We start from the raw sequence: 26,866 nt of genomic DNA on the forward strand, positions 1-26,866 counted from the left end.
TCAAAATGTGACGGTAGCGCAACATGGATTACTCTCTTTTAATCACCCGTCTCGGCATTCAATTACGTGAAAAACGTATAAATCGTGGCCTGACGCAGGCTCAGCTTGCCGATCTGGCGGGACTGACGCGATACAAAGTCATCGCGGTGGAGAAAGGCACCCTTTCTGTCGGCATGATCGCTTACGCGCGGCTTTTAGCTGCGCTGGACTGCGAACTCTCGGCGGTTCCAGCAACGATGCCAACCCTTGAAGAACTTGGAGATTTATTCGAATGAAAATGTCCTCTCTTCAAGTCAGTACCCCTGAAGGTAATAGCGGGAGACTGTTCAGCGATACCGAGGATTTCACTTTCCGTTATCACGAAGATGCATCGCCACAAATGGCGATCAGCCTCTTGATGCCTGTACGGCATGACGAGTTTCGTCGGCGTGAGTTGCACCCTGTATTTCAGCCTCGCGGCGGGCTCCTGAATAGCAATAAGCGCAAAAGCGTAGCTAAACGTTGCTATCTCCCAATACAGGCTTACGCTTCAATCCCGACCCAATCGAGTCATTCAAGGCAACTGTACGTCCGACATCCCATTCACGTTGCATCCCCACAAACAATTCAGCATCCACTCGGGACCGATGAGCAGCCAGTGCCTGACTCATTGCCTCAGCTATCCGGTCGATGATCAATGCCGGCCTATCCACCGCGCAGTGTTTGCGACCGAACTCGATCAGTTGCTGGCGATCGGGATAGTCTTTGGTTTTATTCATTTTGATTGCCAGGGTCCGGTCAACCAGTGACCGCCTGGACTTCGGGTTGTAGTTTTCATAGACCGTGGTGGTCGTAACATCGTAAATCGGGGCTAACTGCACGGTTTCTGGAGCCGCGGGCTGCGTGTATATCACGCCGAAGTTCTTCAAATGTGCATCGCCATTGCGCACCATCACCGAAAGGCAGACTGACGAAAAGTATCGCTCCAGCTCTCGTATCGGTTCGGCATGGCGACATACCTGGCGGATGACAGCCGCGAGGGTTTCATAGCTCTGCGAATACTTGTAATTGTCGTGAGGATCTTTGTTCAGACCCAACAGTACCGCCATGTCTTCGAAGCCGAGCCGGCCAGACGCCGTCAGGTCAAACCGCTCCATGACAAACAGCTCGCCGCTCTCGGAAAGCCAGAACGGTGGCGTTTCCAATCCTGCCAGCCGCGCCGCCTCCAGACACAGAAACTCGTTCTGGGCCAAGTGCTCATACTCCTCGGCTCCTGATTTAACGATGAGATCGGAACTGAGCATGGTTTTTCGGCCGCCAGTGAGCTTGTCCAGGTCAGGCACCAGTACCTTGGGCTGCACTCCGGAAATACCCGACTCAAAGTAGGTTTCAACCAGAAAGTTGAAAACACCCTGAGAGGCGTCGGCAGACAGAATGTCTTGTAAACCGACTTGGGCACGCACGGCGCTAGGTGGCTCAGTCGGATTCTCATAGGTGAGGCGACCAATCTGATTGCCGCCAATGACCGAAAGCAGCCGCATTTCATCGACCTGCATATGCTTGGCCATCCGGCGCTTGATCTGATCGGCCAGAAAACCCTCCGGCACATTCATATCGAAGATCGGGTGCAGCACATTGCTCACCGCGGGCGTCGGGTCATAGGGCATGACCAACGAGACTTCTCGAGACGCTTCTGCCGCCTGGTATGCAAACGAGAACTGCGAACCTTTGGACAGCTCACCCGCGCAGCCTTGCGGCGTCATGACGTTGAGTCGTTTGACCTTACTCATCATGCTCTACCAGATCGGCAAGCGACTTGAGATCGATTCGGTTGTCGACAATTTCGAGCGCCATGCCCAACGCGGCAATCACCCGGAACACAGTATAAAAAGCGACGTTTTCACCGGCCTCAAGATCGATGATGGTCTTGCGACTGCATTTAGCCTTGTGCGCTAGTATTAGCTGACTGTAGCCCTTGGCTTTTCGCAGCTGACGAATGCGTTCGGCGAAAATCGCAGGATTATTCAGGATCAAAATGTCACCTATATGGGACTTTAAGCTGATAAAAATCATTAAAGTTCACTATAGGTGACATTTCAAGTGCGGATTTCCAAGTATCGCTACCAAAAATTTCACCCACAAAAAAACCCGCCTCACCGGCGGGTTTCTTATCGAAGCAGTTTAACGCTCAGGCTTAGTTAACCTTGGCGTTCAACTCACCCTTCAGATAACGCTGGTACATCGCTTCCAGCGAGATCGGTTTGATCTTCGAAGCATTACCGGCAGTACCAAACGCTTCATAACGAGCGATACACACATCACGCATCGCCGTCACAGTCGCGCCGAAGAATTTACGCGGGTCGAATTCGCTCGGGTTGGTGGCCATCAGGCGACGCATCGCACCGGTGGATGCCAGGCGCAGGTCGGTGTCGATGTTGACCTTGCGCACGCCGTGCTTGATGCCTTCGACGATTTCTTCAACCGGTACGCCGTAGGTTTCTTTGATGTCGCCGCCGTACTGGTTGATGATCGCCAGCCACTCTTGTGGCACCGAGGACGAACCGTGCATCACCAGGTGGGTGTTCGGGATGCGCTTGTGGATTTCCTTGATGCGGTCGATCGCCAGCACGTCGCCGGTAGGTGGCTTGGTGAACTTGTAGGCGCCGTGGCTGGTGCCGATGGCGATGGCCAGGGCATCGACCTGAGTGCGTTTGACGAAGTCAGCGGCTTCTTCCGGGTCGGTCAGCATTTGGCTGTGATCCAGAACGCCTTCGGCGCCGATGCCGTCTTCTTCACCGGCCATGCCGGTTTCCAGCGAACCCAGGCAGCCCAGCTCGCCTTCTACCGAAACGCCGCAGGCGTGCGCCATGGCCACGGTTTGTTGGGTAACACGGACGTTGTAGTCGTAGTCGGTCGGGGTCTTGCCGTCTTCGCCCAGCGAGCCGTCCATCATCACCGAGCTGAAGCCCAGTTGAATCGAACGCTGGCAGACGTCAGGGCTGGTGCCGTGGTCCTGGTGCATGCACACCGGGATGTGCGGGAATTCCTCGATCGCGGCCAGGATCAGGTGACGCAGGAATGGCGCGCCGGCGTATTTGCGAGCGCCGGCCGAAGCCTGAACGATCACCGGGGAGTCAGTCTTGTCAGCGGCTTCCATGATGGCGCGCATCTGCTCAAGGTTGTTGACGTTGAAAGCTGGAACGCCGTAGCCGAATTCGGCTGCGTGGTCCAACATCTGGCGCATGCTGATAAGTGCCATTGTGTGTGTCTCTCCCGGTTGAGGGTCGTTAATCGTGCCAGCCTGCCGGAGCGGCGGCGGCTATTCAAGTGATTGCAGATCGGGGGTTGAGGCCCGGCCTGGTGATTCGATAAAGCAAAATCCTGAGAACTACACAGAACCCCTGTAGGAGTGAGCCTGCTCGCGATAGCGGCCTGACAGTCGCTGCAGTGTTGACTGCAGAATTGCTATCGCGAGCAGGCTCACTCCTACAATGGGCCTGCGGTGTTGCAATTATTCAGCCTTGCAGCCGCGGCCGATCAGGTCATTGGTGGCGACCCAGTACACCAGGCCTTCCTCTCCCTTGACGTGAAACGCCAGCATGCCGTCGCTGTACAGCGTGCCCGAGGCGCCTGGCTCTTCTTTCAGGCGATAGACCTGATCACCGCCACCCAGTCGAACGTCGACTTCTTTCTGGCCGGCATCGGCGTAGCGCCACAGCACTTTGGCCTGGCTGTCGCAGGTCCAGGTGGTCCATTTGTCCGCCGGAGCAGACGACTGAAACAGGTTCAACTGCGCGCAACCGCCCAACAATGCCAACGCCGCAATGGCGATCAAGCCTTTCATCCGTGTTCCTCGACTGACGGCGCACGCCGCCAGCCCTGAGTTAAAGAGTCAGACCCGTCAAGGACAACCATGTTCCTTGGCCGGGGTTTGCGTCTCGTATTTGTCCAGGCCATCCGGCCCCGAGCGCTTGTTCAGCACCGGGTTGGTTTCGGCCTGCCAGTCGGCCTGATAACAGCCCTTCTGCGACTCGCTCGGCGCCGGCGTGGCTTCGGCCTTCGGGTTACTCCCGCAGGCCACCAGCGTACCGGTCAGCAACAACAGCGCTAACGACTTGACCATGTAAACACTCCTTTGCCTGGCCAAACGGGCGGCCTCAGGCCTTGGCCCGGCTTTCCAGGACTTCAACGGCTGGCAGCACTTTGCCTTCGACGAATTCGAGGAACGCGCCGCCACCGGTGGAAATGTAGGAGATTTGCTCAGCCACGCCATATTTATCGATCGCAGCCAGAGTGTCGCCACCGCCAGCGATGGAGAACGCCGAGCTTTCAGCGATGGCCTGAGCCAGCACTTTGGTGCCGTTGCCGAATTGGTCGAATTCGAACACGCCGACCGGGCCGTTCCACAGAATGGTTTTCGACGACTTCAGCAGTTCGGCGAAGTTGGCCGCGGTTTGCGGGCCGATGTCCAGAATCATGTCGTCCGCCGCAACGTCAGCGATCAGCTTGACGGTGGCTTCTGCGCTTTCGGCGAATTCTTTGGCAACCACTACGTCAACCGGCAGCGGCACGCTGACTTTCGCAGCGATGGCGCGTGCGGTATCGAGCAGGTCCGGCTCGTACAGCGACTTGCCGACCGGGTGACCAGCAGCAGCGAGGAAGGTGTTGGCGATGCCGCCGCCGACGATCAATTGGTTGCAGATCTGGCTCAGGCTGTTCAGCACGTCGAGTTTGGTCGAGACCTTGGAGCCGGCAACAATGGCCGCCATTGGCTGAGCCGGTGCGCCAAGGGCTTTGCCCAGTGCGTCCAGTTCAGCGGCCAGCAGTGGGCCAGCGGCGGCGACTTTGGCGAACTTGGCCACGCCGTGGGTCGAACCTTCGGCGCGGTGAGCGGTGCCGAAAGCGTCCATCACGAACACGTCGCACAGGGCCGCGTATTGCTGGGCCAGTTCGTCAGCGTTCTTTTTCTCGCCCTTGTTGAAGCGCACGTTTTCGAACAGCACGATGTCGCCAGCCTTGACGTCCACGCCGCCCAGGTAATCAGCCACCAGTGGCACTTCACGGCCCAGCGCCTTGCTCAGGTAGTCAGCAACAGGCTTGAGGCTGTTCTCGGCGGAGAACTCGCCTTCGGTCGGCCGGCCAAGGTGCGAGCAGACCATCACGGCCGCGCCTTTTTCCAGGGCCAGCTTGATGGTCGGCAGCGAAGCCAGGATACGCGCATCGCTGGTGACAACACCGTCCTTGACTGGGACGTTGAGGTCTTCGCGGATCAATACGCGCTTACCTTGCAGATCGAGGTCGGACATCTTCAACACGGTCATGGGTCGCACTTCCTACGGTTTTTTTGAAGTTGCTGTTTGCAGATAGTGTTCTGCAACGTCCAGCATTCGGTTGGCAAAACCCCATTCGTTGTCGAACCAGGCCAGGATGTTCACCAGTTTTGGGCCGGAAACACGGGTCTGACTGGCATCGACGATGGCCGAATGTGGGTCATGGTTGAAATCACAACTGGCGTGCGGCAGCTCGGTATAGGCGAGCAGACCTTTGAGCGGGCCATTGGTGGCGGCTTCGCGCAGGATCCGGTTGACCTCATTGGCGTCGGTCGCCGTGGCGGTCTGCATCGTGATGTCGAGGCAGGACACGTTGACCGTCGGCACGCGTACGGCTTTGGCCTGAATTCGCCCGGCAAGTTCCGGCAGCAGACGCTCGATACCCCGCGCCAGACCAGTGGACACCGGGATCACCGACTGGAACGCCGAACGGGTACGGCGCAGGTCTTCGTGGTGATAGGCGTCGATCACCGGCTGATCATTCATCGCCGAGTGAATGGTGGTGATCGAAACGTAATCGAGGCCGATCGCCTTGTCGAGCAAGCGCAACAGCGGCACGCCGCAATTGGTCGTACAGGAGGCGTTGGACACCAACAGTTCGTCGCCGGTCAGGCAATCCTGATTGACGCCATAAACGATGGTGGCGTCGACATCCGCCTCGCTGGCCATCGGCTGCGAGAACAACACGCGTGGCGCGCCGGCGTCGAGAAAGCGCTGGCCGTCTTCACGGGTGTTGTAGGCACCGGAGCATTCCAGCACCAGATCGACGCCCAGCGACGCCCAATCGATGCCTTCGGGAGTAGCACTGCGCAGGACCTTCACGCAGTCGCCATTAATATGCAGACAATCGCCTTCTACTCGCACTTCGCCCGGAAAACGGCCGTGGGTGGAGTCAAAGCGTGTCAGGTATTCGATGCTGGCCATGTCCGCCAGATCGTTGATCGCGACAATTTCAAACCCGGCTTTCTCGCCTCGCTCAAACAACGCACGCAAGACGCAACGACCAATCCGGCCGTAGCCGTTGAGTGCAACTTTGTAGGGACGCGGTTGAGGCATGGGGTTCTCGATTACCGTGGTGAATCAGAAAGCTCTTTATTGTCTGAACCGACGCTATCGCGAGCAGGCTCACTCCTACACGGGCAACGTAAAACCCTGTAGGAGTGAGCCTGCTCGCGATGGCGTCAGCCCGGACAACACAACTGTCTGACTTAGTCTTCCAGCAGCTCTTCCGCCTGACCCAGGATGTTTTCCAGGGTGAAGCCGAACTCTTCGAACAGTGCCGAAGCCGGAGCCGATTCGCCGTAAGTGGTCATGCCGATCACGCGACCTTCCAGACCCACGTACTTGAACCAGAAGTCGGCGTGAGCCGCTTCGATCGCGATACGCGCGCTGACCTGCAACGGTAGCACCGCCTGCTTGTAGCCCGCGTCCTGAGCATCGAACACGCTGGTGCAAGGCATGGAAACCACACGCACCTTGCGGCCCTGCTCGGTCAGTTTGTCGTAAGCCTGAACCGCCAGACCGACTTCCGAACCGGTCGAAATCAGGATCAGCTCAGGCTCGCCTGCGCAGTCCTTCAGCACGTAACCGCCACGGCTGATGTCGGCAATCTGGCCGGCATCACGTTCCTGGTGCTGCAGGTTCTGACGCGAGAAGATCAGCGCCGATGGGCCGTCCTTGCGCTCTAGAGCGTTCTTCCAGGCCACGGCCGATTCAACGGCATCGGCTGGACGCCAGGTGTCGAGGTTCGGTGTGGTACGCAGGCTGGTCAGCTGTTCGATCGGCTGGTGAGTCGGGCCGTCTTCGCCCAGACCGATGGAGTCGTGGGTGTAGACGTGGATCACTTGCTTCTTCATCAGCGCCGACATGCGTACGGCGTTGCGCGCATATTCCATGAACATCAGGAAGGTCGCGCCGTAAGGCACCAGGCCGCCGTGCAGGGTCACGCCGTTCATGATCGCGGTCATGCCGAATTCGCGCACGCCGTAGTACATGTAGTTGCCGCTGGCATCTTCAGCGCTGACGCCTTTGCAACCTTTCCACAGGGTCAGGTTGGAACCGGCCAGGTCAGCCGAACCGCCAAGCAGTTCCGGCAGCAGCGGGCCGAATGCGTTCAGGGTGTTCTGGCTGGCTTTACGGCTGGCAATGGTTTCGCCTTTGGCCGCAACTTCAGCGATGTAAGCCGAAGCTTTTTCCGAGAAGTCAGCTGGCAGCTCACCGCTCAGACGACGCACCAGTTCGTTGGCTTCGGTCGGGAATGCAGCGGAGTAGGCAGCGAAACGCTGATCCCACTCGGCTTCGGCCGCGCGACCTTTTTCCTTGGCATCCCACTCGGCATAGATATCGGCCGGGATTTCGAACGGGCCGTGGTTCCAGTTCAGCGCCTGACGGGTCAGCGCGATTTCCGCGTCGCCCAGTGGAGCGCCGTGGCAGTCTTCTTTGCCCTGCTTGTTCGGCGAGCCGAAACCGATGGTGGTCTTGCAGCAGATCAGGGTCGGCAGCGGGCTCTTGCGCGCGGTTTCGATGGCAGTCTTGATCTCTTCCGGATCGTGACCGTCAACGTTGCGGATCACCTGCCAGTTGTAGGCTTCGAAACGCTTCGGGGTGTCATCGGTGAACCAGCCTTCGACTTCGCCGTCGATGGAGATGCCATTGTCATCGTAGAACGCGATCAGCTTGCCCAGGCCCAAAGTGCCGGCCAGCGAAGCGACTTCGTGGGAAATGCCTTCCATCATGCAGCCATCACCCAGGAACACGTAGGTGTGGTGGTCGACGATATCGTGGCCTGGACGGTTGAACTGCGCGCCCAGTACTTTTTCAGCCAAGGCGAAACCGACGGCGTTGGCCAGACCCTGACCCAGCGGGCCGGTGGTGGTTTCAACACCCGGGGTGTAACCGAATTCCGGGTGGCCCGGGGTGCGGCTGTGCAGTTGACGGAATTGCTTGAGGTCGTCGATCGACAGGTCATAACCGGTCAGGTGCAACAGCGAGTAGATCAACATCGAGCCGTGGCCGTTGGACAGCACGAAGCGGTCACGGTCGGCGAACGATGGATTGCTCGGGTTGTGCTTGAGGTAGTCGCGCCAAAGCACTTCGGCGATATCTGCCATACCCATAGGGGCACCGGGATGGCCGCTGTTGGCTTTTTGCACGGCATCCATGCTGAGGGCACGAATGGCGTTGGCACGCTCACGACGGCTAGGCATCGCTGATCTCCTGGGTTCTGGTAAGTCGAAACGGAAAAAAGGAGGGCATTTTCCCTCACCGGGGCGCCTCGGGGCAATGACAGATAGTCATCGGGGGGCGTTTTTCCAATGGATAGCGGCGCTTTCTGTTGGTGAAACCTTTCCGCTACTCGTTTGTAGAGTTAACCGGTTGGAGAGAAGTGCCATTTATCGAGCAATATCAAAACTTTTTGATATTGGCCTTGCGATGAATTCCCCCCGTCTCTAGACTGCGGCCCTATGAATTTACGCGTGCCTTCCATTCGCCATGACGATTGCGACGAGCTGGCGGCCCTGTGCAAGGCCGGCGGCGATCCGTTGCGGCTGAATGTATTGCGCGCGCTGGCCAACGATTCGTTCGGTGTTCTGGAGTTGGCGCAGATTTTCGGCATTGGCCAGTCCGGCATGAGTCATCACCTCAAGGTACTGGCACAAGCCGACCTGGTGGCGACCCGCCGTGAAGGCAACGCTATTTTCTATCGCCGCGCCCTGCCCCACAGCGAACTGCTCGGCGGCAAGTTGCACGCGGCATTGTTAGAAGAAGTCGACAATCTGGATCTGCCCGACGATGTGCAAGCGCGCATCGAGCAGGTTCACGGCCAACGTGCCGCCGCCAGCCAGGACTTTTTCGCCCGGGTGGCGGAGAAATTCCGTGCCCAGCAAGACTTGATCGCAGGCCTGCCGCAGTACCGTGACAGTGTGCTGGCCCTGCTCGACAAACTGAACTTCAATGGTGCAGCCACGGCCATTGAAGTCGGCCCCGGCGATGGTGCTTTTCTGCCGGAGCTGGCCCGTCGCTTCGGCACCGTAACCGCGCTGGACAACAGCCCGGCGATGCTCGAACTGGCGCGTCAGGTATGTGAACGTGAACAGCTGGCTAACGTCAGCCTGCAATTGGCCGATGCATTGAACGGTACAAGCCTTCAGGCCGATTGTGTGGTGTTGAACATGGTGTTGCACCATTTCGCCGCGCCGGCCGATGCGCTCAAGCACATGGCCGACCTGCTGCAACCGGGCGGTAGTCTGCTCGTGACAGAGTTATGTAGCCACAACCAGAGTTGGGCCAGGGAGGCCTGCGGTGATCTGTGGTTGGGGTTTGAACAGGACGATTTGGCCCGTTGGGCCACCGCTGCGGGACTCGTTCCCGGGGAAAGCCTCTATGTAGGCTTACGTAATGGTTTCCAGATCCAGGTCCGCCACTTTCAGCGACCGGCTGGCGACACTCACCATCGGTAAATTCAGGAAAACATCGAGATGAGCGAATACTCCCTCTTCACCTCCGAGTCCGTGTCCGAAGGACATCCGGACAAAATCGCCGACCAGATTTCCGATGCGGTGCTGGACGCCATCATTACCCAGGACAAACACGCACGCGTTGCCGTGGAAACCCTGGTCAAGACTGGCGTGGCAATCGTTGCCGGTGAAGTGACCACCAGCGCCTGGGTCGATCTGGAAGAGATCGTGCGTAACGTGATTCTCGACATCGGCTATAACAGCTCCGACGTCGGCTTCGACGGCGCGACCTGCGGCGTGATGAACATCATCGGCAAGCAGTCCCCAGACATCAACCAGGGTGTTGACCGTGCCAAGCCTGAAGATCAGGGCGCCGGCGACCAGGGCCTGATGTTCGGCTACGCCAGCAACGAAACCGACGTTTTGATGCCAGCCCCGATTACCTTCTCGCACCAGTTGGTACAGCGCCAGGCCGAAGCCCGTAAATCGGGTCTGCTGCCTTGGCTGCGTCCGGACGCCAAGTCGCAAGTGACTTGCCGTTACGAAGGCGGCAAGGTTGTCGGTATCGACGCTGTTGTTCTGTCGACCCAGCACAACCCTGAAGTGTCGTACAAAGACCTGCGCGAAGGCGTGATGGAGCTGATCGTCAAGCACGTGCTGCCTGCCGAACTGCTGAGCAAAGACACCCAGTTCCACATCAACCCGACCGGCCAGTTCATCATTGGCGGCCCGGTAGGTGACTGCGGCCTGACCGGTCGCAAGATCATCGTCGACAGCTACGGCGGCATGGCCCGTCACGGCGGCGGCGCGTTCTCCGGTAAGGATCCATCGAAGGTTGACCGTTCGGCTGCCTACGCTGGCCGTTACGTTGCCAAGAACATCGTCGCGGCCGGCCTGGCCGAGCGTTGCGAGATTCAGGTTTCCTACGCGATCGGCGTGGCTCAGCCAACTTCGATCTCGCTGAACACCTTCGGCACCGGCAAGATCAGCGATGACAAGATCGTCAAACTGGTCCGTGAAGTGTTCGACCTGCGTCCATACGCAATCACCACCATGCTCGATCTGCTGCACCCGATGTACCAGGAAACTGCAGCGTACGGCCACTTCGGTCGCACGCCAGAGACCAAGACTGTTGGCGAAGACACTTTCACCACCTTCACCTGGGAAAAAACCGACCGCGCCGACGCCCTGCGTTCTGCTGCTGGCCTGTAAGCCTCCCCGGCGGTACAAAAAGCCCCGCACGGCTCACGCCCTGCGGGGCTTTTTCATGCCTCGAAAAGAGCAAAAGATCGCAGCCTTCGGCAGCTCCTACAAGTGAAACGCACGCCTCCTGTAGGAGCTGCCGAAGGCCGCGATCTTTTGATCTTCATAACTGAAACACGATGCAAAACACCCAGCCGTTGCTGCTCTGAATCCTGACTAATCTTCAAGCATTCCCCTGAGCAAGGACGCTCAACATGCTTGCCACGCTGCGCCTTTTTTCAATTCTTCTGCTGAGCTTCACCCACCTGATCGCTTACGCTGCTTGCCCTGACTGGCCTGTCCGCACCGCGCAAAACGAAATCGCCACCCTGCAAAAAAAGATCAACCAATGGGACGACGCCTATCACCGCGAAGGTCGTTCACTGATTGCCGATGAGCTCTACGACCAATCCCTTGCGCAACTGAACGAGTGGCGAGCGTGCTTCAAACTCCCCTCTCCACCCGCCCCCTTACGCACAGCCTCAGGTTCGATCGCCCACCCCATCGCCCATACCGGCCTGGATAAACTGCATAAAGCCGAGGCGGTGGAAACGTGGCTACGCGATCGCAAGGATGTCTGGGTACAACCCAAAGTCGACGGCGTTGCGGTGACGCTGATTTATCGCGCAGGCGTTCTGCATCAGGCCATCAGTCGCGGTGATGGGGTTCGTGGCCAGGACTGGACGCCATCAGCGCAGAAGATCGGCGCCATTCCTCAACGCCTGACACAACCGCTGGATCTGCTGGTGCAGGGCGAACTCTACTGGCGCTTGAACGAGCACGTGCAAGCGCGATCCGGCAGCGTTAACGCCCGTTCCACCGTCGCGGGCCTGATGGGACGGAAAACCCTGGATGCCGAGCAAGCCTCCGGCATCGGACTGTTCGTCTGGGACTGGCCACAAGGCCCAGCGCAATTGCCCGAGCGAGTCGCCACGTTGGCGACGCTGGGTTTCGCCACGATTGAACCGTACAGTCATCTTGTCCCCGACTTTACTGCCGCACAGAAATGGCGCGATCACTGGTATCGCTCGCCCCTGCCGTTTGCCACTGATGGCGTGGTATTGCGCCAGAGTCAGCGCCCACCCGCAGAACGTTGGCAGGCGCGCGCTCCATTTTGGGCAGTTGCTTGGAAGTATCCCTTTGCTCAAGCGCTGGCCGAAGTGCGCAAGGTCAACTTCAAGATCGGGCGCACCGGGCGTATCACGCCAGTACTCGAACTCAAACCCGTCATGCTCGATGACCGGGAGATCAAACGGGTTAGCGCCAGTTCCTTCAAACGCTGGCAAGACCTGGATATCCGCCCCGGTGATCAAGTGGCAATCAGCCTCGCCGGCCTGACCATTCCACGACTTGACAGTGTTGTGCTGCAAGCCGCCGAACGCACAGACCTCAACATCCCCAACGCCGACGACTTCCACAGCTTGAGCTGCTGGCAACCCACCACCGGCTGCGAAAGCCAGTTTCTCGCCCGCTTGACCTGGCTCAGTGGCAAGCAGGGGCTGGCGATGCAGCATGTCGGACGCGGCACTTGGGAGAAACTTCTGGAAACACGCCGCGTGAACAACCTGCTGGATTGGTTGACCCTCGACGCGCCAGAGCTTGCTAACATTGCCGGCTTCGGCGAGCGCAGCAGCGAACGCCTGATGAACAGCTTTCACAGCGCTCGCCTGCAGCCGTTCGCCCAGTGGCTCAAGGCCTTGGGCTTGCCGCCAACCGGTCAGGCACAACTGCCTGACTCATGGCAGGCGCTGGCACAACGTGACACCGAACAATGGCAGGCCGAAGCCGGTATCGGCCCGGGACGTGCGGCTCAACTGAGCGCATTCTTTCGCGATCCGCAGGTACTGGCTTTGAGCGAAACCTTACATGCCGCCGGAATCGACGGTTTCTGACCACGCAATCCCGGCGCGCCGGGAACCCATCGGCCACTGAGGCGCTCCAACAGCGCAGTGCCCGACCGACCCGATTGCCTATGCACATGGAGCTTTTATGAAATTTCTCGCACCGCTCGCCATGCTGACCCTTTGCGGCGTAATGGCCGCCCCCGTCATGGCCGAAGAAGACGCCCCGGGCCTGACCGGTTGCGCCGCCAAGAAGCAGGGCATCATGAATCAGATCGAACAAGCCAAGTCGCGCGGCAACACCGATCAACAGGCCGGCCTGCAAACGGCGCTGGATGAGGTTACAAAAAACTGCACCGACGCGGGTCTGAAGAAAGAACGCGAAAACAAGGTGCTCGAAGCCAAGCACGAAGTGAGCAAGCGTCAGGCTGATCTCGACAAGGCCATGAAAAAAGGCGATCCGGAGAAGATCAACAAACGCAAAGACAAGCTAGCCGAGTCGCGCAAAGAACTGCAGGACGCGCTGGACGAAATCGACAAGTAAAAATCAACAGATCGCAGCCTGCGGCAGCTCCTACCCTGATCAATGCAGGAGCTGCCGCAGGCTGCGATCTTTTAAAGATCAATGATCGCGAAACTGTTTATGGCAAGCGCTGCAGGCATCTTCAACTTTCTGCACCGCAGGCCCGAGATTGCTGGCCTTGTACGGCTGAACCTGACTGGCGATCACCAATTCACCGGTGGCGGCTTCCAGGGTGCGGGCCATTTCCTGAAACTGCGCCTGTTTCTGCCAGACATCATCCTTGGCGCTGGTGTGATCTTCTTCACGAACCTGCGGAAAATGCTTCCACGGTTCATGGGACAACGCATCGAGCTTGACCGCGCCTTCGGCGAACTTCGGTCCGTCGAACGGAATGCGTCCACGCAACATGCCGCCCAGATCTTCGCCGGTCTTAAGCATCTGCTTGAAGATCGCCTTGCGTTGGCCCAGCGGGGAATTCGGATCGACGCCGCCACAGGCGGAAAGGGTCAGACAGGCCAGCAATACAACAGAAATGCTTTTAAGAGTCATGGTGGCTTCAGGTCACGGAATTCGGCGGCCAGTATCCTCGCGTCACCGCCAAACACCAATAGCCCTATTAAAAATACGGGTTGCTCGAGCGCATGGAGCACTCGGCCAACCGGCACAGGAATCACTCCATGAACAGCCGCTTCCAGGCCTGGCGTCAACCGCTCATCGCCACCCTTCCACTGCTGGCGATCCTCGCCGGCTGCACCGGTGGCGAAACCGCCAAGCCAAAAACCCACGCGCTGGCCACTTATTCCAGCGCCACCTGGGAAGCCTTGCCGGCGGTATCCGATAGCGATCTGGTCGCCGGTTTCGGTTCGTGGCGTAGCGCCTGCACCCGACTCAAAGCTGATGCGGTCTGGGGCACAATCTGTGCAGCAGCGGCCAATGTTCCGCAGAGCGCCACAGAGATTCGTGCGTTCCTCAAACAGAATCTCGATGTCTACGGCCTGCGCGCTGAAAACGACAACCCCAACGGGTTGATCACCGGCTACTACGAACCGGTCTACCCCGGCAGCCTCACGCCCACCGACACGGCCAATGTGCCGGTGTATGGTGTGCCCGAAGACATGATCATCGTCTCGCTGGAAAGCATTTACCCAGAGCTAAAGGGCAAGCGCCTGCGCGGTCGCCTTGAGGGTCGAGTACTCAAACCTTACGACGACGCAGCCACCATCGAATCCAAAGGTGTGAAAGCCCCGGTGGTTGCCTACCTGACCGACCCGATGAATCTGCAATTTCTACAGATCCAGGGCTCCGGACGCATTCAGACAGAAGACGGCAAACAGCTGCGCATCGCCTACGCCGACCAGAACGGCCATCCGTACCGCCCAATTGGCCGCTGGCTGGTCGAGCAAGGCGAGCTGAAGAAAGAAGACGTGACCATGAGCGCGATCAGCAACTGGGCCAAGGCCAATCCGTCGCGCATCCCCGAACTGTTGGGTAGCAACCCGAGCTATGTGTTTTTCACCCGCAACCCGGACAGCAATGAAGGCCCACGCGGTTCGCTGAACGTGCCGCTGACGGCTGGTTACAGCGCAGCGGTGGATCGCAAAGTGATTCCGTTGGGCAGTCTGTTGTGGCTATCAACCACTAAACCGGATGGCACTGCACTGGTGCGCCCGGTGGCAGCGCAGGATACCGGCGGCGCGATTGCCGGTGAGGTTCGTGCAGATCTGTTCTGGGGCACCGGTGATGCGGCCGGGCAACTGGCCGGGGACATGAAGCAGCAGGGGCAGATCTGGATGCTTTGGCCTAAAGGCGCGGCGTTGCCGCAAGTGCCGCAGGTGGCCGACAAACCTTAAAAAGCAAAAGATCGCAGCCTGCGGCAGCTCCTACAGGAGTACGTATTCCTCTGTAGGAGCTGCCGCAGGCTGCGATCTTTTGATCTTGCTCTTTTTACACCGACACAAAGAAGAACGAAGCAATCAACCCCATCCCCACAAACCACACCAGCGAACGCAGGATCGCCCAGTCCGCGAGGTAGCAAATGATGTACAGCAGGCGAATGGTAATAAACATCACCGCCAGCACATTGACCGTCACCAACTGCGCGGTTCCCACCAAGTGCGCAACGATCACCGCCGCTGCAAACGCCGGCATCACTTCAAAGCTGTTCAGTTGCGCCGCGTGCGCCCGACGGGCCACACCGTTGAGACTTTCGAGAAAATCACGCGGATCGTGGTTGTCACTCAGCCGGTAGCCACCCACGGCTTTCGCCACGCCAGTGCAGACATACGGCAGAAAAATCGCAATCAACACACACCACAGAGCCACCGTCATAACGCCGTCCTTTTTTCGAGTTATAGAATTCGCGGGCCGTTAGAACTTCATCACCAGCATGCCGATCAGCACCAGCCCACAGGCTAAGAGCCGCGGGCGGCCAAAAGGTTCTTTCAAGTAGCGCATGCCGAACAGCACCACCAGAATCACGCTGATCTCACGCAATGCCGCCGCCTCCGCAATCGAGCCCAACTGCATCGCCCACAGCACCAGAGCGTAGCTGGCCAGTACGCAGAAACCCACCGCCAACCCCAGCTTCCATTGCTCACGCCAGAACAGCATGAACGCCGGACGCTTGGCGACCCACGCCAGCAAGGGAAACGGCCAGGCGCTGAGCAGCGTGACCCAGACCAGGTAATCCAGTGGATGCGACCAGCGACGCAGTGCCTGGCCGTCGATGTAGGTGTAGCAACCGATGCACAGGCCGATCAGCGCCACTACCGGCAACATCGACCATGGCAAATGCTTGCCACCGCCGCCCTGCCACAGCAGACAAACCATACCGAACGGGATCAGCATGATGCCGAAGATTTGCTGCGTGGTGAGCACTTCACCGGCGAAGATCAGCGTCAGCGCCAGCACTATCAGCGGCGACAAACCGCGCATCAGTGGATAGACCAACCCGAGATCGCCGACCCGATACGCCTGAATCAGCAGATAGCGATACAGCAATTCAAACGCTGCCGACGCCAGAATCCACGGCCAGATTTCCATGGGCGGCAAGCTCACGAATGGAAACGCGATGGCAACGACCAGCAGCGCCACGGTGTCCATGCACGCCACCACCAGCAGTCGCTCGGCGCTGAACTTGATTAACGTATTCCACGTCGCATGCAACAGCGCCGCCATCAGTACCAACCCTGTCGCCAGCACGTTCCACTCCTTATTGTTGTTAGCGAGCCAATTAGTCAGATTATTGATTCGCGATGTGTCAGCAGCTGTTTATACTGCAAGCGACCACGCCGCACTCAGTTGCGCACAGAAAAATACCAATAATTCCCGCCTGCACCGCCCTCCTTCGAGATCGGTCGTCGGCCTGCGTATGCCTGATCAAAGCGTCAAGACTACCGACAGAGACCTTGCGCATGCCACTCGCCTTGCTTGCCCTCGCTGTTGCCGCGTTCGGCATCGGCACCACTGAATTCGTCATCATGGGCCTGCTGCCCGATGTTGCCCGCGATCTTGCCGTGAGCATTCCCCACGCGGGTCTGCTGATCACCGGTTACGCGCTGGGCGTGGTGTTCGGCGCGCCGATCCTGGCGATCGGCACCGCAAACATGCCGCGCAAAGCGACGCTGCTGGGCATGACGCTGATGTTTATCCTCGGCAACGTGCTCTGCGCCCTGGCGCCGAACTATGCGACGCTGATGGCCGCTCGCGTGGTCACTGCACTGTGCCACGGCGCGTTTTTCGGTATCGGCTCGGTGGTCGCCGCCGGACTGGTCGCGCCGAACAAACGCGCACAGGCGATTGCGATGATGTTCACCGGCCTGACCTTGGCCAACGTCCTAGGCGTGCCGCTGGGCACAGCGCTCGGGCAATACGCCGGTTGGCGTTCTACCTTCTGGGCGGTCTCGGTGATAGGAGTGATTGCGGCCCTCGCGCAGTGGTTCTGGTTGCCGAAACACATCCCGATGGACAAGGCCAACCTCGCCAGCGAATTCAAGGTGCTGGGCAAGGTCAACGTGTTGCTGGCACTGGGCATGAGCGTGTTGGCGTCGACCAGCCTGTTCAGCGTGTTCACCTACATCGCACCAATCCTGCAGGACATCACCGGCGTCAGCCCGCATGGCGTAACGGTGATGCTGCTGTTGTTCGGTGTTGGTCTGACCGGTGGCAGTATGCTCGGCGGGCGTCTGGCTGATAGCCGTTTGCTGCCGTCGCTGGTCGGCGTGGCGCTGGCCGTTGTGGTGATTCTGGCGGCGTTCAGTCAGACCAGCCGTTCGGTGGTGCCGGCGGCGATCACGCTGGTGCTGTGGGGGATTTTTGCTTTTGCGCTGTGTCCGATCTTGCAACTGCTGATCATCGATCAGGCGCATGAAGCGCCGAATCTGGGCTCGACGTTGAACCAGAGTGCATTCAACCTTGGCAACGCGGCGGGTGCGTGGATCGGCGGGCTGGTGGTGGCCAGTGGCGCGGATCTGGCGGACTTGCCGTGGACCGGTGCGCTTGTTGGCGTGTTGACGGTGCTGACGGCGCTTTTGTTTATTTATCTGCAACGTCGTGAGGCGGCTGCGGTCAATGTGTCCGGCTAATCGTGATGTGCCAGACAGAGCCCTCACCCTAGCCCTCTCCCAGAGGGAGAGGGGACTGACCGTGTTGAATGTTCGAGTTGCATCGACCTGAAATTTCGAGCCGAACTCAGGCCCTGAAAGACTTGAAGATCTGCTCCCTTTCCCCCTCTCCCTAAGGGAGAGGGCTGGGGTGAGGGGACTCTTGATCTCATCACACCATCAACTGTGTCCCGATCCTGACTCAACCCATCCAACCCCTGCACCAAAGATTCGGTGCGCTATCTTTCACCCCTCATCCAAAGGACCCCGGATGCTTGAACTTGTCGCCGCTTTCATCTGCCTCACCACCCTCCTCACCTTCGTCAACTTCCGCTTCATCGGCCTGCCGCCGACCATCGGCGTGATGGTTACCGCACTGCTGTTCTCGCTGATCCTGCAAGGCCTGAGCGTGCTCGGCTACCCCGGCCTCGAAGAACGTGTGCAGCAGCTGATCGGTCAGATCGACTTCGCCGATCTGCTGATGAACTGGATGCTGTCGTTCCTGCTGTTCGCCGGCGCCCTGCACGTCAACCTCAACGATCTGCGCAGCTACCGCTGGCCCATCGGCCTGTTGGCGACCTTCGGCGTGTTGATTGCCACTGCGGTGATCGGCAGCCTCGCCTATTACATCTTTGCCCTGTTCGGCTGGCACGTGAGCTTCTTGTATTGCCTGCTGTTCGGCGCGCTGATTTCGCCGACCGACCCGATCGCGGTGCTCGGCGTGCTGCGTACCGCCAACGCCTCGAAACCGCTGAAAACCACCATCGTCGGCGAGTCACTGTTCAACGATGGCACGGCTGTAGTGGTGTTCACCGTACTGCTGGGCATCGCCCAACTCGGCGAAACCCCGACCATCAACGCCACCGCGATGCTGTTTGTTCACGAAGCGATTGGCGGTGTGCTGTTCGGCGGGCTGATCGGTTATCTGGTCTATCGAATGATCAAGAGCGTCGAGCAGCATCAGATCACTGTGATGCTGACCTTGGCGCTGGTCATCGGCGGTTCGGCGATGAGCACCGAGATTCACGTTTCCGCACCGATCGCGATGGTGGTGGCCGGTCTGATCATCGGCAACCTCGGGCGCAATCTGGCGATGAACGACATGACCCGCCGTTATCTGGACGGTTTTTGGGAGTTACTCGATGACATGCTTAACGCGCTGCTGTTCGCGCTGATCGGCATGGAGCTGTTGCTGCTGCCGTTCAACTGGCTGCACGTGGCGGCGGCGTGTGTGTTGGCGGTGGCCATTCTGCTCTCGCGCCTGCTCACGGTGGCCCCGGCGATTCTGCTGCTGCGCCGCTGGCGGACAGTGCCCGCCGGCACCATCCGCATTTTGACCTGGGGCGGTTTACGCGGCGGTGTCTCGGTGGCACTGGCGCTGGCCCTGCCGCTGGGCCCGGAGCGCGATCTGCTGCTGAGCATCACTTACATCGTGGTGCTGTCGTCGATCCTGTTGCAGGGGCTGACCATCGGCAAACTCGTCAAGCACGCGACTCGCAACGAACCCGCGACCACCAGCGAACCTGCTCACCACTGATCATTTTTTGATCTCCTGCGGATCCGGTTTCTCGGCCTGATCCGCAGACTCCTTCGGCGCCCCGCTCTCACTGCGAATCTGCGCATGGCTGATCAGCGCAAAGATAAAGCTGCCACCAATGATGTTGCCCGCCAGCGTCGGCCCCGCGAAGACCATCCAGAAATCACTCCACGGCAACTCGCCGGCAAACACCAGATACGACACCTCCGCCGAACCCACCACGATGTGGGTGAAATCGCCGAGCGCCATCAAATAGGTGATGAGGATGATGATCCACATCTTCGCGCTCTCCATGGACGGAATCATCCAGACCATGGTGGCGATCATCCAGCCAGACACGATGCCTTTGGCGAACATCTGGCTGGCGTGGTTTTCCATGACCTTGCGGCCGATTTCAAGGAAGGCAACGTCGGTCTTGCTGTCGAAGATCGGCAGTTCGAGCATCACGTACGCGACCAGAATCGTGCCGCACAGGTTGCCGACCAACACCACCGTCCACAGGCGGATCAGCCGGCCGAAGTTTTGCAGGGTCGGCTTGGTCATGACCGGTAGCACTGCAGTCAGGGTGTTTTCGGTGAAAAGTTGCTGACGGGCAAGGATCACCGCGAGGAAACCGGCGCAGTAGCCGAAGCTGGCGATCACTTTGAATTCATCGCCCTCGGGCAGGCGCGAGTTGAGCAGGCCCATACCCATCAGCGACAGGCCCATGGTCAGCCCGGCCGCCAGCGCCGACCACCAGAGTGCGGCGATGCTGCGCTCCAGTTCCTGATCGCCCTGAGAGCGAATAATTTCATGCAGAACGGCCGCGCGGGGCGGCTGGTTTTTCTCGACTTCGTGCTGTTCTTTGGCCGAGAGGTCGGGGGTTTTGCCGTCGGTGGGAGTGGTCATGGCGTGGGAACCGTGGGGGTGGTGTTTACCTACGACCCCGGCGGTTCATGGCTGTTCAGTGGCCAGATGATTCTTCGCTGACTTTGAAACCGTCATCGCGAGCAGGCTCACTCCTACATGGACTGCGCTGTACCTGTAGGAGTGAGCCTGCTCGCGATGAAGCCGACGCTGATGTCACTTGGTAACTAATTCATCTTCCTGAAACTGATCTTTCACATATTTGATTTCAGTGCGGCCATGCGGTGCCGGCAAGCCGTCTTCACCGAGGTTCACAAACACCATCTTCTCGACGGTCAGAATGCTCTTGCGGGTGATCTTGTTGCGCACTTCACAAGTAAGTGTGATCGAGGTGCGGCCGAACTCGGTGGCGGTGATGCCCAGTTCGATGATGTCGCCCTGGCGCGAGGCGCTGACGAAGTTGATTTCGGAAATGTACTTGGTCACCACGCGCTGATTGCCCAACTGCACGATGGCGTAAATCGCCGCTTCTTCGTCGATCCAGCGCAACAGGCTGCCACCGAACAGGGTGCCGTTGGGGTTGAGGTCTTCGGGTTTTACCCATTTGCGGGTGTGGAAATTCATCTTCACTCCTGAGTGTCTTGCCGAACGATGGACGGTATCTTGGCAGACTGAGCGGTCAGGCTCCATGCGGCTTCGACTATGGTCGTCATTAACGATCTTCATCTGGCCGACAGAAACCCTTTGGAAGATCAGTCTAGACGGCTATAATCGCCACCGTTTCAAAACGGTAACGTTCACTTGCTACCGTTTTCCCGCCACCTGTCCGAGGGGCGCTGCAGCAGGTTCAACCTGTCAGGCTCGGATGGGGCGTTGACCGGCCTCAGGCTGGACACTAAACGCACAACGGCGCCCATTCGCATACATTACGAATGGAGGCTCTTCATGAGCGCTGTTATCACGCCTGCAGATTTTAACGATTACAAAGTTGCCGACATGTCCCTGGCTGCCTGGGGCCGTCGCGAAACCATCATCGCCGAATCGGAAATGCCGGCTCTGATGGGTCTGCGTCGCAAGTACTCCGGCGAACAGCCGTTGAAAGGCGCCAAGATCCTCGGCTGCATCCACATGACCATTCAGACTGCCGTGCTGATCGAAACCCTGGTTGCCCTGGGTGCCGAAGTGCGCTGGTCGTCGTGCAACATTTTCTCGACTCAGGATCAGGCTGCTGCCGCTATCGCTGCTGCCGGCATCCCGGTTTTCGCCTGGAAAGGCGAAACTGAAGAAGAGTATGAGTGGTGCCTGGAACAAACCATCCTGAAGGATGGCGCGCCATGGGACGCCAACATGATCCTCGACGACGGCGGCGACCTGACTCAGCTGCTGCACGACAAGTACCCACAAGTACTGGATCGCGTTCACGGCGTGACCGAAGAAACCACCACCGGCGTACACCGTCTGCTGGACATGCTGGCCAAGGGCGAGCTGAAAATCCCGGCCATCAACGTCAACGACTCGGTGACCAAGTCCAAGAACGACAACAAGTACGGCTGCCGTCACAGCCTGAACGATGCGATCAAGCGCGGTACCGACCACCTGCTGTCCGGCAAGCAAGCGCTGGTCATCGGTTACGGTGACGTGGGCAAGGGCTCGGCTCAGTCCCTGCGTCAGGAAGGCATGATCGTTAAGGTTTCCGAAGTTGACCCGATCTGCGCCATGCAAGCGTGCATGGACGGTTTCGAACTGGTTTCGCCGTTCATCGACGGTATCAACGACGGTTCCGAAGCGAGCATCGACAAAGCGCTGCTGGGCAAGATCGACCTGATCGTGACCACCACCGGTAACGTCAATGTTTGCGACGCGAACATGCTCAAAGCCCTGAAGAAGCGCGCTGTGGTCTGCAACATCGGTCACTTCGACAACGAAATCGACACCGCTTTCATGCGCAAGAACTGGGCATGGGAAGAAGTGAAGCCACAGGTACACAAGATCCACCGTACCGGCCCGGGCGCTTTCGACGCGCAGAACGACGACTACCTGATCCTGCTGGCCGAAGGCCGTCTGGTCAACCTGGGTAACGCCACTGGTCACCCAAGCCGCATCATGGACGGTTCGTTCGCCAACCAGGTGCTGGCGCAGATCTTCCTGTTCGGTCAGAAGTACGCCGACCTGTCGCCAGCCCAGAAAGCCGAGCGTCTGACCGTTGAAGTACTGCCGAAGAAACTCGACGAAGAAGTGGCCCTGGAAATGGTTCGCGGCTTCGGCGGCGTGGTCACGCAACTGACCAAGCAACAGGCTGACTACATCGGCGTGACCGTCGAAGGCCCGTTCAAGCCGCACGCTTACCGCTACTAACAGGCGCTTGCTCGCTCTCCCTGTGGGAGCGAGCCTGCTCGCGAAGGCGTCTCAACATTCGACATCCGTGTTGTCTGACCCGGCGCTTTCGCGAGCAGGCTTGCTCCCACACGGGATTGCAGCGCCTCGAAGGTTCTTGTTTCCAAGGGTATGACCATGTCCCAAGACCGTCGCTACAGCTTCGAGTTCTTCCCGACCAAGACCGATGCTGGGCATGAAAAACTGCTCGCCACTGCCCGTCAGCTGGCCACTTACAACCCTGATTTCTTTTCCTGCACCTATGGCGCTGGTGGTTCGACCCGTGATCGCACCCTCAACACCGTTCTGCAACTGGAAAGCGAAGTCAAAATCCCGGCCGCACCGCACCTGTCGTGCGTCGGCGACAGCAAGGACGACCTGCGCGGCCTGCTGAACGAGTACAAGGCTGCCGGCATCAAGCGCATCGTCGCCCTGCGTGGCGACCTGCCGTCCGGCATGGGCATGACCAGCGGTGAGCTGCGTCACGCCAATGAACTGGTGGAATTCATTCGTGAAGAAACCGGTGACCATTTTCACATCGAAGTGGCTGCTTACCCGGAGATGCATCCGCAAGCACGCAACTACGAAGACGATCTGGCCAACTTCGTGCGCAAGGCTCGCGCTGGCGCCGACAGCGCGATCACCCAGTACTTCTTCAACGCCGACAGCTACTTCTACTTTGTCGAGCGTTTGCAGGCGCAGGGTGTGGATTTGCCGATCGTGCCGGGGATCATGCCGATCACCAACTACAGCAAACTCGCGCGTTTCTCCGATGCCTGCGGTGCGGAAATCCCGCGCTGGATCCGCAAGCAACTGGAAGCCTACGGCGATGACACTCAGAGCATTCAGCGCTTTGGTGAACAAGTCGTCAGCGAGATGTGCGAACGCCTGTTGCAGGGCGGCGCACCGGGGCTGCATTTCTATTCCATGAACCAGGCTGAGCCTAGTCTGGCGATCTGGAATAATCTGAAGTTGCCGCGTTGAAGCAGCGGCAAGCTTCAAGCTGAAAGTGACAAGCAAGATCAAGAGATCGCAGCCTTCGGCAGCTCCTACAAGAGTTGTTGAGGTCGCGATTTTTTGCGTTTAAAGGCCCGAAACAGAGCTTGTGCAGGCACTTTCTGGCTCTTTCGCGTTTCTCGTCGTAATCTCAAGCCATGCCTTTGATCACGCAGTTATTCGCCGTGCTGGTTTTTGCTTGCCTGAGCTTCGCCGCTCGAGGCGAGAAGCTGCGTATTGTCACCGAGCCATGGGCGCCTTACGTCTACGAAGAGGGCGGCAAGAACCTCGGGCTGGACTACGAAACCACGGCTATCGTCTTCAAACGTCTGGGCATTGAAGTCGAATGGCAATTCCTGCCGTGGAAGCGTTGCCTGTCGATGCTTGAGACCGGTCAGGCCGACGGCGCGCTGGATATCTTTCACAGCGAAGAGCGCGACGCCACCCTGCTCTACCCAAGTGAACCGCTGTCGGACGTCGAGTTCGTGATGTTCTACGCCAACGACCGGCCGCACCCGTTCAGCAAACTCGAAGAACTCAAAGGCCTGACCATCGGCACTTCGCCCGGCTATCTTTATAGCCCCGACTTCCGCGAATCGACTTTATTTACACGCGAACCCGCACCGACCCACGAAGCCAACTTCGGTAAATTGGTGCGCGGTCGAATCGACTTGCTGATCACAGATCGCCGCGTTGGCCAGCATTTGCTCGATGAGCTGAACATTCGCGATCAGATCACTGAGAACCCCACAGTTATTAGCCGTCAGAGCCAGTTTCTCGCAGTTCGGCGCAATGCCGGCATGGATTTATTGGTGCAGCGGTTTGGCGCCGAGCTCAAGCGCTTCAAGCGCGAACCGGCCTATGCGGAGCTGAGCGCACGCTACGGCGCCGCCCCCACCAGCAGCCCTTCAATGAATTCAGCCACCGCCAACAGCAAAACCGTTGAGCAGCAGGAAAGCGGCGCGCAGTGATTGCTCTGTTATACTCCGGCGTTCCCGCCAGGCTCACGCCCGGACGCCCGGAACCGTAACAGGCCTCTCGACCCGCTACAGCGCAGCTTTGCAGCCCGCGCGAGCGCTCCAGACGTGCCTTCGGAACCGCAGCAGGACCGGACGGGATTGCGTCCTCTTAAACGTGATTCGCGCCAGGCAAGACTCCCATTGGGCCAAGCCCTAACTAAAACAGGATTACTCATGTCCTTTGCTTCCCTCGGTCTCTCCGAGGCTTTAGTCCGCGCCATCGAAGATGCGGGCTATACCGAGCCTACTCCGGTGCAACAGCGGGCCATTCCCGCCGTGTTGCAAGGTCGCGACCTGATGGTTGCGGCACAGACAGGTACCGGTAAAACCGGCGGTTTCGCCCTTCCGATCCTGGAGCGGTTGTTCCCCAACGGTCACCCGGACAAATCCCAGCGTCATGGCCCGCGCCAACCGCGCGTACTGGTCCTGACCCCGACCCGCGAACTCGCGGCCCAGGTACACGAGAGCTTCAAGATCTACGCCCGTGACCTGAAATTCGTCAGCGCCTGCATCTTCGGCGGCGTCGGCATGAACCCGCAGGTTCAGGCCATGTCCCGTGGCGTCGATGTACTAGTTGCCTGCCCGGGTCGCTTGCTCGACCTCTGTGGCCAGGGCAGCGTTGATCTGTCCCACGTGGAAATCCTCGTCCTCGACGAAGCCGACCGCATGCTCGACATGGGTTTCGTGCACGACGTGAAGAAAGTCCTCGCGCGCCTGCCGTCCAAGCGTCAGAACCTGCTGTTCTCGGCGACCTTCTCCAAAGACATCACCGACCTCGCCGGCAAGCTGCTGCACAACCCGGAACGCATCGAAGTGACGCCGCCGAACACCACGGTCGAGCGCATCGAACAACGCGTGTTCCGTCTGCCGGCCAGCCACAAGCGTGCGCTGCTGGCGCACCTGATCACCGCCGGCGCGTGGGAACAGGTGCTGGTGTTCACCCGCACCAAGCACGGCGCCAACCGTCTGGCCGAGTACCTGGACAAGCACGGCCTGCCGGCTGTGGCGATCCACGGTAACAAGAGCCAGAACGCGCGCACCAAAGCGCTGGCCGACTTCAAGGCCAACCAGGTGCGCATCCTGGTTGCCACCGACATCGCCGCACGCGGTCTCGACATCGATCAGTTGCCACACGTGGTCAACTTCGAACTGCCGAACGTCGATGAAGACTACGTGCACCGTATCGGCCGTACTGGCCGTGCCGGTCGTTCGGGCGAGGCGATCTCGCTGGTCGCGCCGGACGAAGAAAAACTGCTGAAAAGCATCGAACGCATGACCAAACAGAAAATCGCCGACGGCGACCTGATGGGCTTCGATTCGAGCACCATTGAAGCCGAGAAGCCGGAAGTGCGCGAGCGTCCGGACGTGCGCAACCCGCGCAATCCACGTGGCCCACGCGGCGACGGGCCGAATGGCGGCGGCGGTGGTGGCGGTCGTAAAGACAAAGGCAAGGACAAGGGCAAAGAGAAGCCGGCCGGTGAACGTGGCGAGCGCCCTGCCCGTCAGCAGAAACCACGCGAAGGCACCCCAGCCCGCGAACAGCGCCCGAGCCAACCGCCACGTGCGGCGGCTGATCGTGCACCGGACGAGTTCCTCGACGACGATGTGGATAACTTCGGTAACCGCGTTGACTACGTGCCCAAGCCTGCCCCGGCTGGCGGTCGCGGCCGTCGTCCAGGCGCACCGGCTCAAGGTGCTGGCGCAGGTTCGGGCGCACCACGCGGCGGTCAGTCGCAGGGGCGTCAGAACGGTCCGCGCAACAGCAACGGCTCGAGCACCGGCACCCCGCCAGCCAAACGCAGCGGCGGCCCGCGCAACGGCGCACCGCGTGATGGTCAGTCGGGTCGTCGCGACGACTCCGCCTCGTCCTCGCGCAACCGTCGTCCGGCCCGTGACGATCAGCCACGCAGCGAGCCAGCCGTGCAGAACCCGCGCAGCAACGGCCCGAAGATCATGCACAAGGAGTCGAAGGCAGACCGCTTCCCGACGCCTGAGCAGCTCGATCAACTGCCAAGCCGCCCGCGTGGCGAAAAACCAGCGCTGCTGACCCGCAATCGCTGATTTGACGCTGCAATGAAAAATGCCCCGACTCGCAAGAGCCGGGGCATTTTTTATCGCGCCA

At 59.4% G+C, this 26,866-nt stretch carries 25 protein-coding genes, 1 pseudogene and 1 riboswitch; of the genes and pseudogenes, 13 read left to right on the forward strand and 13 right to left on the reverse strand.

What is annotated here, in order from left to right; genetic code table 11:
- Positions 1 to 23 precede the first annotated feature (23 nt).
- Both PspR84_RS26980 and PspR84_RS26985 read left to right on the forward strand, forming a co-directional pair.
- The gene (locus tag PspR84_RS26980) at positions 24 to 275 is read left to right on the forward strand and encodes a helix-turn-helix domain-containing protein (protein ID WP_150708255.1); all 252 of its coding nucleotides are present in this window, start codon (positions 24 to 26) and stop codon (positions 273 to 275) included.
- Positions 272 to 451 (forward strand): annotated as a pseudogene (locus PspR84_RS26985) (HipA N-terminal domain-containing protein); the annotation flags it as partial. The gene PspR84_RS26980 and the pseudogene PspR84_RS26985, both read left to right, overlap by 4 nt.
- A 43-nt stretch (positions 452 to 494) precedes the next feature.
- Here the strand turns inward: PspR84_RS26985 and PspR84_RS26990 are convergent.
- The 8 genes from PspR84_RS26990 to tkt form a co-directional block, all read right to left on the reverse strand.
- Positions 495 to 1,769 carry a type II toxin-antitoxin system HipA family toxin gene (locus PspR84_RS26990; protein WP_160059728.1) on the reverse strand — a complete coding sequence of 425 codons (1,275 nt, stop codon included), beginning with the start codon at positions 1,767 to 1,769 and terminating at the stop codon, positions 495 to 497.
- Entirely contained in the window at positions 1,762 to 2,052 is a 291-nt protein-coding gene (locus PspR84_RS26995) for a helix-turn-helix domain-containing protein (RefSeq protein ID WP_238785176.1), read from the reverse strand. The genes PspR84_RS26990 and PspR84_RS26995 overlap by 8 nt, the downstream gene beginning before the upstream one ends.
- Before the next feature lie 121 nt (positions 2,053 to 2,173).
- Positions 2,174 to 3,238, reverse strand: a complete 1,065-nt coding sequence (gene fba, locus PspR84_RS27000; RefSeq protein WP_008081027.1) for a class II fructose-bisphosphate aldolase — start codon at positions 3,236 to 3,238, stop codon at positions 2,174 to 2,176.
- Positions 3,239 to 3,490: 252 nt separating this feature from the next.
- The gene (locus PspR84_RS27005) at positions 3,491 to 3,823 is read right to left on the reverse strand and encodes an MliC family protein (protein WP_160059729.1); all 333 of its coding nucleotides are present in this window, start codon (positions 3,821 to 3,823) and stop codon (positions 3,491 to 3,493) included.
- A gap of 57 nt (positions 3,824 to 3,880) precedes the next feature.
- A complete protein-coding gene (locus PspR84_RS27010) occupies positions 3,881 to 4,102 on the reverse strand; it encodes a hypothetical protein (RefSeq protein WP_150749724.1) in 222 nt (73 codons plus the stop codon).
- Between the two features lie 34 nt (positions 4,103 to 4,136).
- Positions 4,137 to 5,300 carry a phosphoglycerate kinase gene (locus PspR84_RS27015; protein WP_160059730.1) on the reverse strand — a complete coding sequence of 388 codons (1,164 nt, stop codon included), beginning with the start codon at positions 5,298 to 5,300 and terminating at the stop codon, positions 4,137 to 4,139.
- 12 nt (positions 5,301 to 5,312) lie between these two features.
- Entirely contained in the window at positions 5,313 to 6,365 is a 1,053-nt protein-coding gene (gene epd / locus PspR84_RS27020) for an erythrose-4-phosphate dehydrogenase (protein ID WP_095121452.1), read from the reverse strand.
- A 152-nt stretch (positions 6,366 to 6,517) separates the two neighbouring features.
- On the reverse strand, positions 6,518 to 8,515 hold the full coding sequence (gene tkt / locus PspR84_RS27025; protein WP_160059731.1) for a transketolase: 1,998 nt from the start codon (positions 8,513 to 8,515) through the stop codon (positions 6,518 to 6,520).
- Between the two features lie 258 nt (positions 8,516 to 8,773).
- On the opposite strand from tkt, the gene PspR84_RS27030 reads away from it, so the two are divergent.
- The 4 genes from PspR84_RS27030 (at position 8,774) to PspR84_RS27045 (ending at position 13,393) form a co-directional block, all read left to right on the forward strand.
- A complete protein-coding gene (locus tag PspR84_RS27030; protein ID WP_150648866.1) occupies positions 8,774 to 9,769 on the forward strand; it encodes a metalloregulator ArsR/SmtB family transcription factor in 996 nt (331 codons plus the stop codon).
- Between the two features lie 18 nt (positions 9,770 to 9,787).
- Positions 9,788 to 10,978 (forward strand): methionine adenosyltransferase, encoded by a 1,191-nt coding sequence (metK, locus tag PspR84_RS27035; RefSeq protein WP_016987231.1) that lies wholly within the window; start codon positions 9,788 to 9,790, stop codon positions 10,976 to 10,978.
- A 245-nt stretch (positions 10,979 to 11,223) separates the two neighbouring features.
- Positions 11,224 to 12,900 (forward strand): NAD-dependent DNA ligase LigB, encoded by a 1,677-nt coding sequence (gene ligB, locus PspR84_RS27040; protein WP_160059732.1) that lies wholly within the window; start codon positions 11,224 to 11,226, stop codon positions 12,898 to 12,900.
- A gap of 97 nt (positions 12,901 to 12,997) precedes the next feature.
- Positions 12,998 to 13,393, forward strand: coding sequence for a DUF1090 domain-containing protein (locus PspR84_RS27045; RefSeq protein WP_160059733.1), 396 nt, complete (start codon positions 12,998 to 13,000; stop codon positions 13,391 to 13,393).
- 78 nt (positions 13,394 to 13,471) lie between these two features.
- On the opposite strand, the gene PspR84_RS27050 is transcribed toward PspR84_RS27045, so the two are convergent.
- Positions 13,472 to 13,921 carry a cytochrome c gene (locus PspR84_RS27050; protein ID WP_016987228.1) on the reverse strand — a complete coding sequence of 150 codons (450 nt, stop codon included), beginning with the start codon at positions 13,919 to 13,921 and terminating at the stop codon, positions 13,472 to 13,474.
- Between the two features lie 128 nt (positions 13,922 to 14,049).
- Between PspR84_RS27050 and PspR84_RS27055 the strand changes: the two genes are divergently transcribed.
- Entirely contained in the window at positions 14,050 to 15,222 is a 1,173-nt protein-coding gene (locus PspR84_RS27055) for a murein transglycosylase A (RefSeq protein ID WP_160059734.1), read from the forward strand.
- 94 nt (positions 15,223 to 15,316) lie between these two features.
- Here PspR84_RS27055 and PspR84_RS27060 read toward each other — a convergent pair whose 3' ends face one another.
- Together PspR84_RS27060 and PspR84_RS27065 are read right to left on the reverse strand one after the other, a co-directional pair.
- The gene (locus tag PspR84_RS27060; protein ID WP_160059735.1) at positions 15,317 to 15,700 is read right to left on the reverse strand and encodes an MAPEG family protein; all 384 of its coding nucleotides are present in this window, start codon (positions 15,698 to 15,700) and stop codon (positions 15,317 to 15,319) included.
- A gap of 39 nt (positions 15,701 to 15,739) precedes the next feature.
- A complete protein-coding gene (locus PspR84_RS27065) occupies positions 15,740 to 16,573 on the reverse strand; it encodes an EamA family transporter (RefSeq protein ID WP_160059736.1) in 834 nt (277 codons plus the stop codon).
- A 212-nt stretch (positions 16,574 to 16,785) separates the two neighbouring features.
- Here PspR84_RS27065 and PspR84_RS27070 point away from each other — a divergent pair, with 212 nt between their 5' ends.
- Entirely contained in the window at positions 16,786 to 17,955 is a 1,170-nt protein-coding gene (locus PspR84_RS27070; RefSeq protein ID WP_160059737.1) for an MFS transporter, read from the forward strand.
- A gap of 289 nt (positions 17,956 to 18,244) precedes the next feature.
- A complete protein-coding gene (locus PspR84_RS27075) occupies positions 18,245 to 19,510 on the forward strand; it encodes a sodium:proton antiporter (protein ID WP_160059738.1) in 1,266 nt (421 codons plus the stop codon).
- Here PspR84_RS27075 and PspR84_RS27080 read toward each other — a convergent pair whose 3' ends face one another.
- Positions 19,511 to 20,398 (reverse strand): formate/nitrite transporter family protein, encoded by an 888-nt coding sequence (locus PspR84_RS27080; protein WP_160059739.1) that lies wholly within the window; start codon positions 20,396 to 20,398, stop codon positions 19,511 to 19,513.
- A 174-nt stretch (positions 20,399 to 20,572) separates the two neighbouring features.
- Positions 20,573 to 20,980 (reverse strand): hotdog domain-containing protein, encoded by a 408-nt coding sequence (locus tag PspR84_RS27085; protein ID WP_016984776.1) that lies wholly within the window; start codon positions 20,978 to 20,980, stop codon positions 20,573 to 20,575.
- A gap of 198 nt (positions 20,981 to 21,178) precedes the next feature.
- Positions 21,179 to 21,278: riboswitch (S-adenosyl-L-homocysteine riboswitch) on the forward strand.
- Positions 21,279 to 21,301: 23 nt separating this feature from the next.
- On the opposite strand from PspR84_RS27085, the gene ahcY reads away from it, so the two are divergent.
- The 4 genes from ahcY (at position 21,302) to PspR84_RS27105 (ending at position 26,805) form a co-directional block, all read left to right on the forward strand.
- Positions 21,302 to 22,711, forward strand: a complete 1,410-nt coding sequence (ahcY, locus tag PspR84_RS27090; RefSeq protein ID WP_116028382.1) for an adenosylhomocysteinase — start codon at positions 21,302 to 21,304, stop codon at positions 22,709 to 22,711.
- A 156-nt stretch (positions 22,712 to 22,867) separates the two neighbouring features.
- Positions 22,868 to 23,713, forward strand: coding sequence for a methylenetetrahydrofolate reductase [NAD(P)H] (gene metF, locus PspR84_RS27095; protein ID WP_160059740.1), 846 nt, complete (start codon positions 22,868 to 22,870; stop codon positions 23,711 to 23,713).
- Between the two features lie 170 nt (positions 23,714 to 23,883).
- Positions 23,884 to 24,696, forward strand: a complete 813-nt coding sequence (locus PspR84_RS27100) for a transporter substrate-binding domain-containing protein (RefSeq protein ID WP_160059741.1) — start codon at positions 23,884 to 23,886, stop codon at positions 24,694 to 24,696.
- 222 nt (positions 24,697 to 24,918) lie between these two features.
- Positions 24,919 to 26,805: a DEAD/DEAH box helicase gene (locus PspR84_RS27105; protein ID WP_034153634.1), complete on the forward strand. Its 1,887-nt coding sequence runs from the start codon at positions 24,919 to 24,921 to the stop codon at positions 26,803 to 26,805.
- The last annotated feature ends 61 nt before the right edge of the window (positions 26,806 to 26,866 follow it).

Source organism: Pseudomonas sp. R84, from assembly GCF_009834515.1.
Lineage (GTDB): Bacteria > Pseudomonadota > Gammaproteobacteria > Pseudomonadales > Pseudomonadaceae > Aquipseudomonas.

Coding starts and splice junctions, on each gene's coding strand:
- metF (WP_160059740.1), top strand. CDS start 22,868: ATGTCCCAAGACCGTCGCTACAGCTTCGAGTTCTTCCCGACCAAGACC.
- PspR84_RS26980 (WP_150708255.1), top strand. CDS start 24: ATGGATTACTCTCTTTTAATCACCCGTCTCGGCATTCAATTACGTGAA.
- PspR84_RS26995 (WP_238785176.1), bottom strand. CDS start 2,052: ATGATTTTTATCAGCTTAAAGTCCCATATAGGTGACATTTTGATCCTG.
- PspR84_RS27045 (WP_160059733.1), top strand. CDS start 12,998: ATGAAATTTCTCGCACCGCTCGCCATGCTGACCCTTTGCGGCGTAATG.
- epd (WP_095121452.1), bottom strand. CDS start 6,365: ATGCCTCAACCGCGTCCCTACAAAGTTGCACTCAACGGCTACGGCCGG.
- PspR84_RS27005 (WP_160059729.1), bottom strand. CDS start 3,823: ATGAAAGGCTTGATCGCCATTGCGGCGTTGGCATTGTTGGGCGGTTGC.
- PspR84_RS27100 (WP_160059741.1), top strand. CDS start 23,884: ATGCCTTTGATCACGCAGTTATTCGCCGTGCTGGTTTTTGCTTGCCTG.
- PspR84_RS27015 (WP_160059730.1), bottom strand. CDS start 5,300: ATGACCGTGTTGAAGATGTCCGACCTCGATCTGCAAGGTAAGCGCGTA.
- fba (WP_008081027.1), bottom strand. CDS start 3,238: ATGGCACTTATCAGCATGCGCCAGATGTTGGACCACGCAGCCGAATTC.
- PspR84_RS27070 (WP_160059737.1), top strand. CDS start 16,786: ATGCCACTCGCCTTGCTTGCCCTCGCTGTTGCCGCGTTCGGCATCGGC.
- PspR84_RS27080 (WP_160059739.1), bottom strand. CDS start 20,398: ATGACCACTCCCACCGACGGCAAAACCCCCGACCTCTCGGCCAAAGAA.
- PspR84_RS27085 (WP_016984776.1), bottom strand. CDS start 20,980: ATGAATTTCCACACCCGCAAATGGGTAAAACCCGAAGACCTCAACCCC.
- PspR84_RS27010 (WP_150749724.1), bottom strand. CDS start 4,102: ATGGTCAAGTCGTTAGCGCTGTTGTTGCTGACCGGTACGCTGGTGGCC.
- PspR84_RS27055 (WP_160059734.1), top strand. CDS start 14,050: ATGAACAGCCGCTTCCAGGCCTGGCGTCAACCGCTCATCGCCACCCTT.
- PspR84_RS27050 (WP_016987228.1), bottom strand. CDS start 13,921: ATGACTCTTAAAAGCATTTCTGTTGTATTGCTGGCCTGTCTGACCCTT.
- metK (WP_016987231.1), top strand. CDS start 9,788: ATGAGCGAATACTCCCTCTTCACCTCCGAGTCCGTGTCCGAAGGACAT.
- PspR84_RS27030 (WP_150648866.1), top strand. CDS start 8,774: ATGAATTTACGCGTGCCTTCCATTCGCCATGACGATTGCGACGAGCTG.
- PspR84_RS26990 (WP_160059728.1), bottom strand. CDS start 1,769: ATGAGTAAGGTCAAACGACTCAACGTCATGACGCCGCAAGGCTGCGCG.
- ligB (WP_160059732.1), top strand. CDS start 11,224: ATGCTTGCCACGCTGCGCCTTTTTTCAATTCTTCTGCTGAGCTTCACC.
- PspR84_RS27060 (WP_160059735.1), bottom strand. CDS start 15,700: ATGACGGTGGCTCTGTGGTGTGTGTTGATTGCGATTTTTCTGCCGTAT.
- ahcY (WP_116028382.1), top strand. CDS start 21,302: ATGAGCGCTGTTATCACGCCTGCAGATTTTAACGATTACAAAGTTGCC.
- tkt (WP_160059731.1), bottom strand. CDS start 8,515: ATGCCTAGCCGTCGTGAGCGTGCCAACGCCATTCGTGCCCTCAGCATG.
- PspR84_RS27075 (WP_160059738.1), top strand. CDS start 18,245: ATGCTTGAACTTGTCGCCGCTTTCATCTGCCTCACCACCCTCCTCACC.
- PspR84_RS27105 (WP_034153634.1), top strand. CDS start 24,919: ATGTCCTTTGCTTCCCTCGGTCTCTCCGAGGCTTTAGTCCGCGCCATC.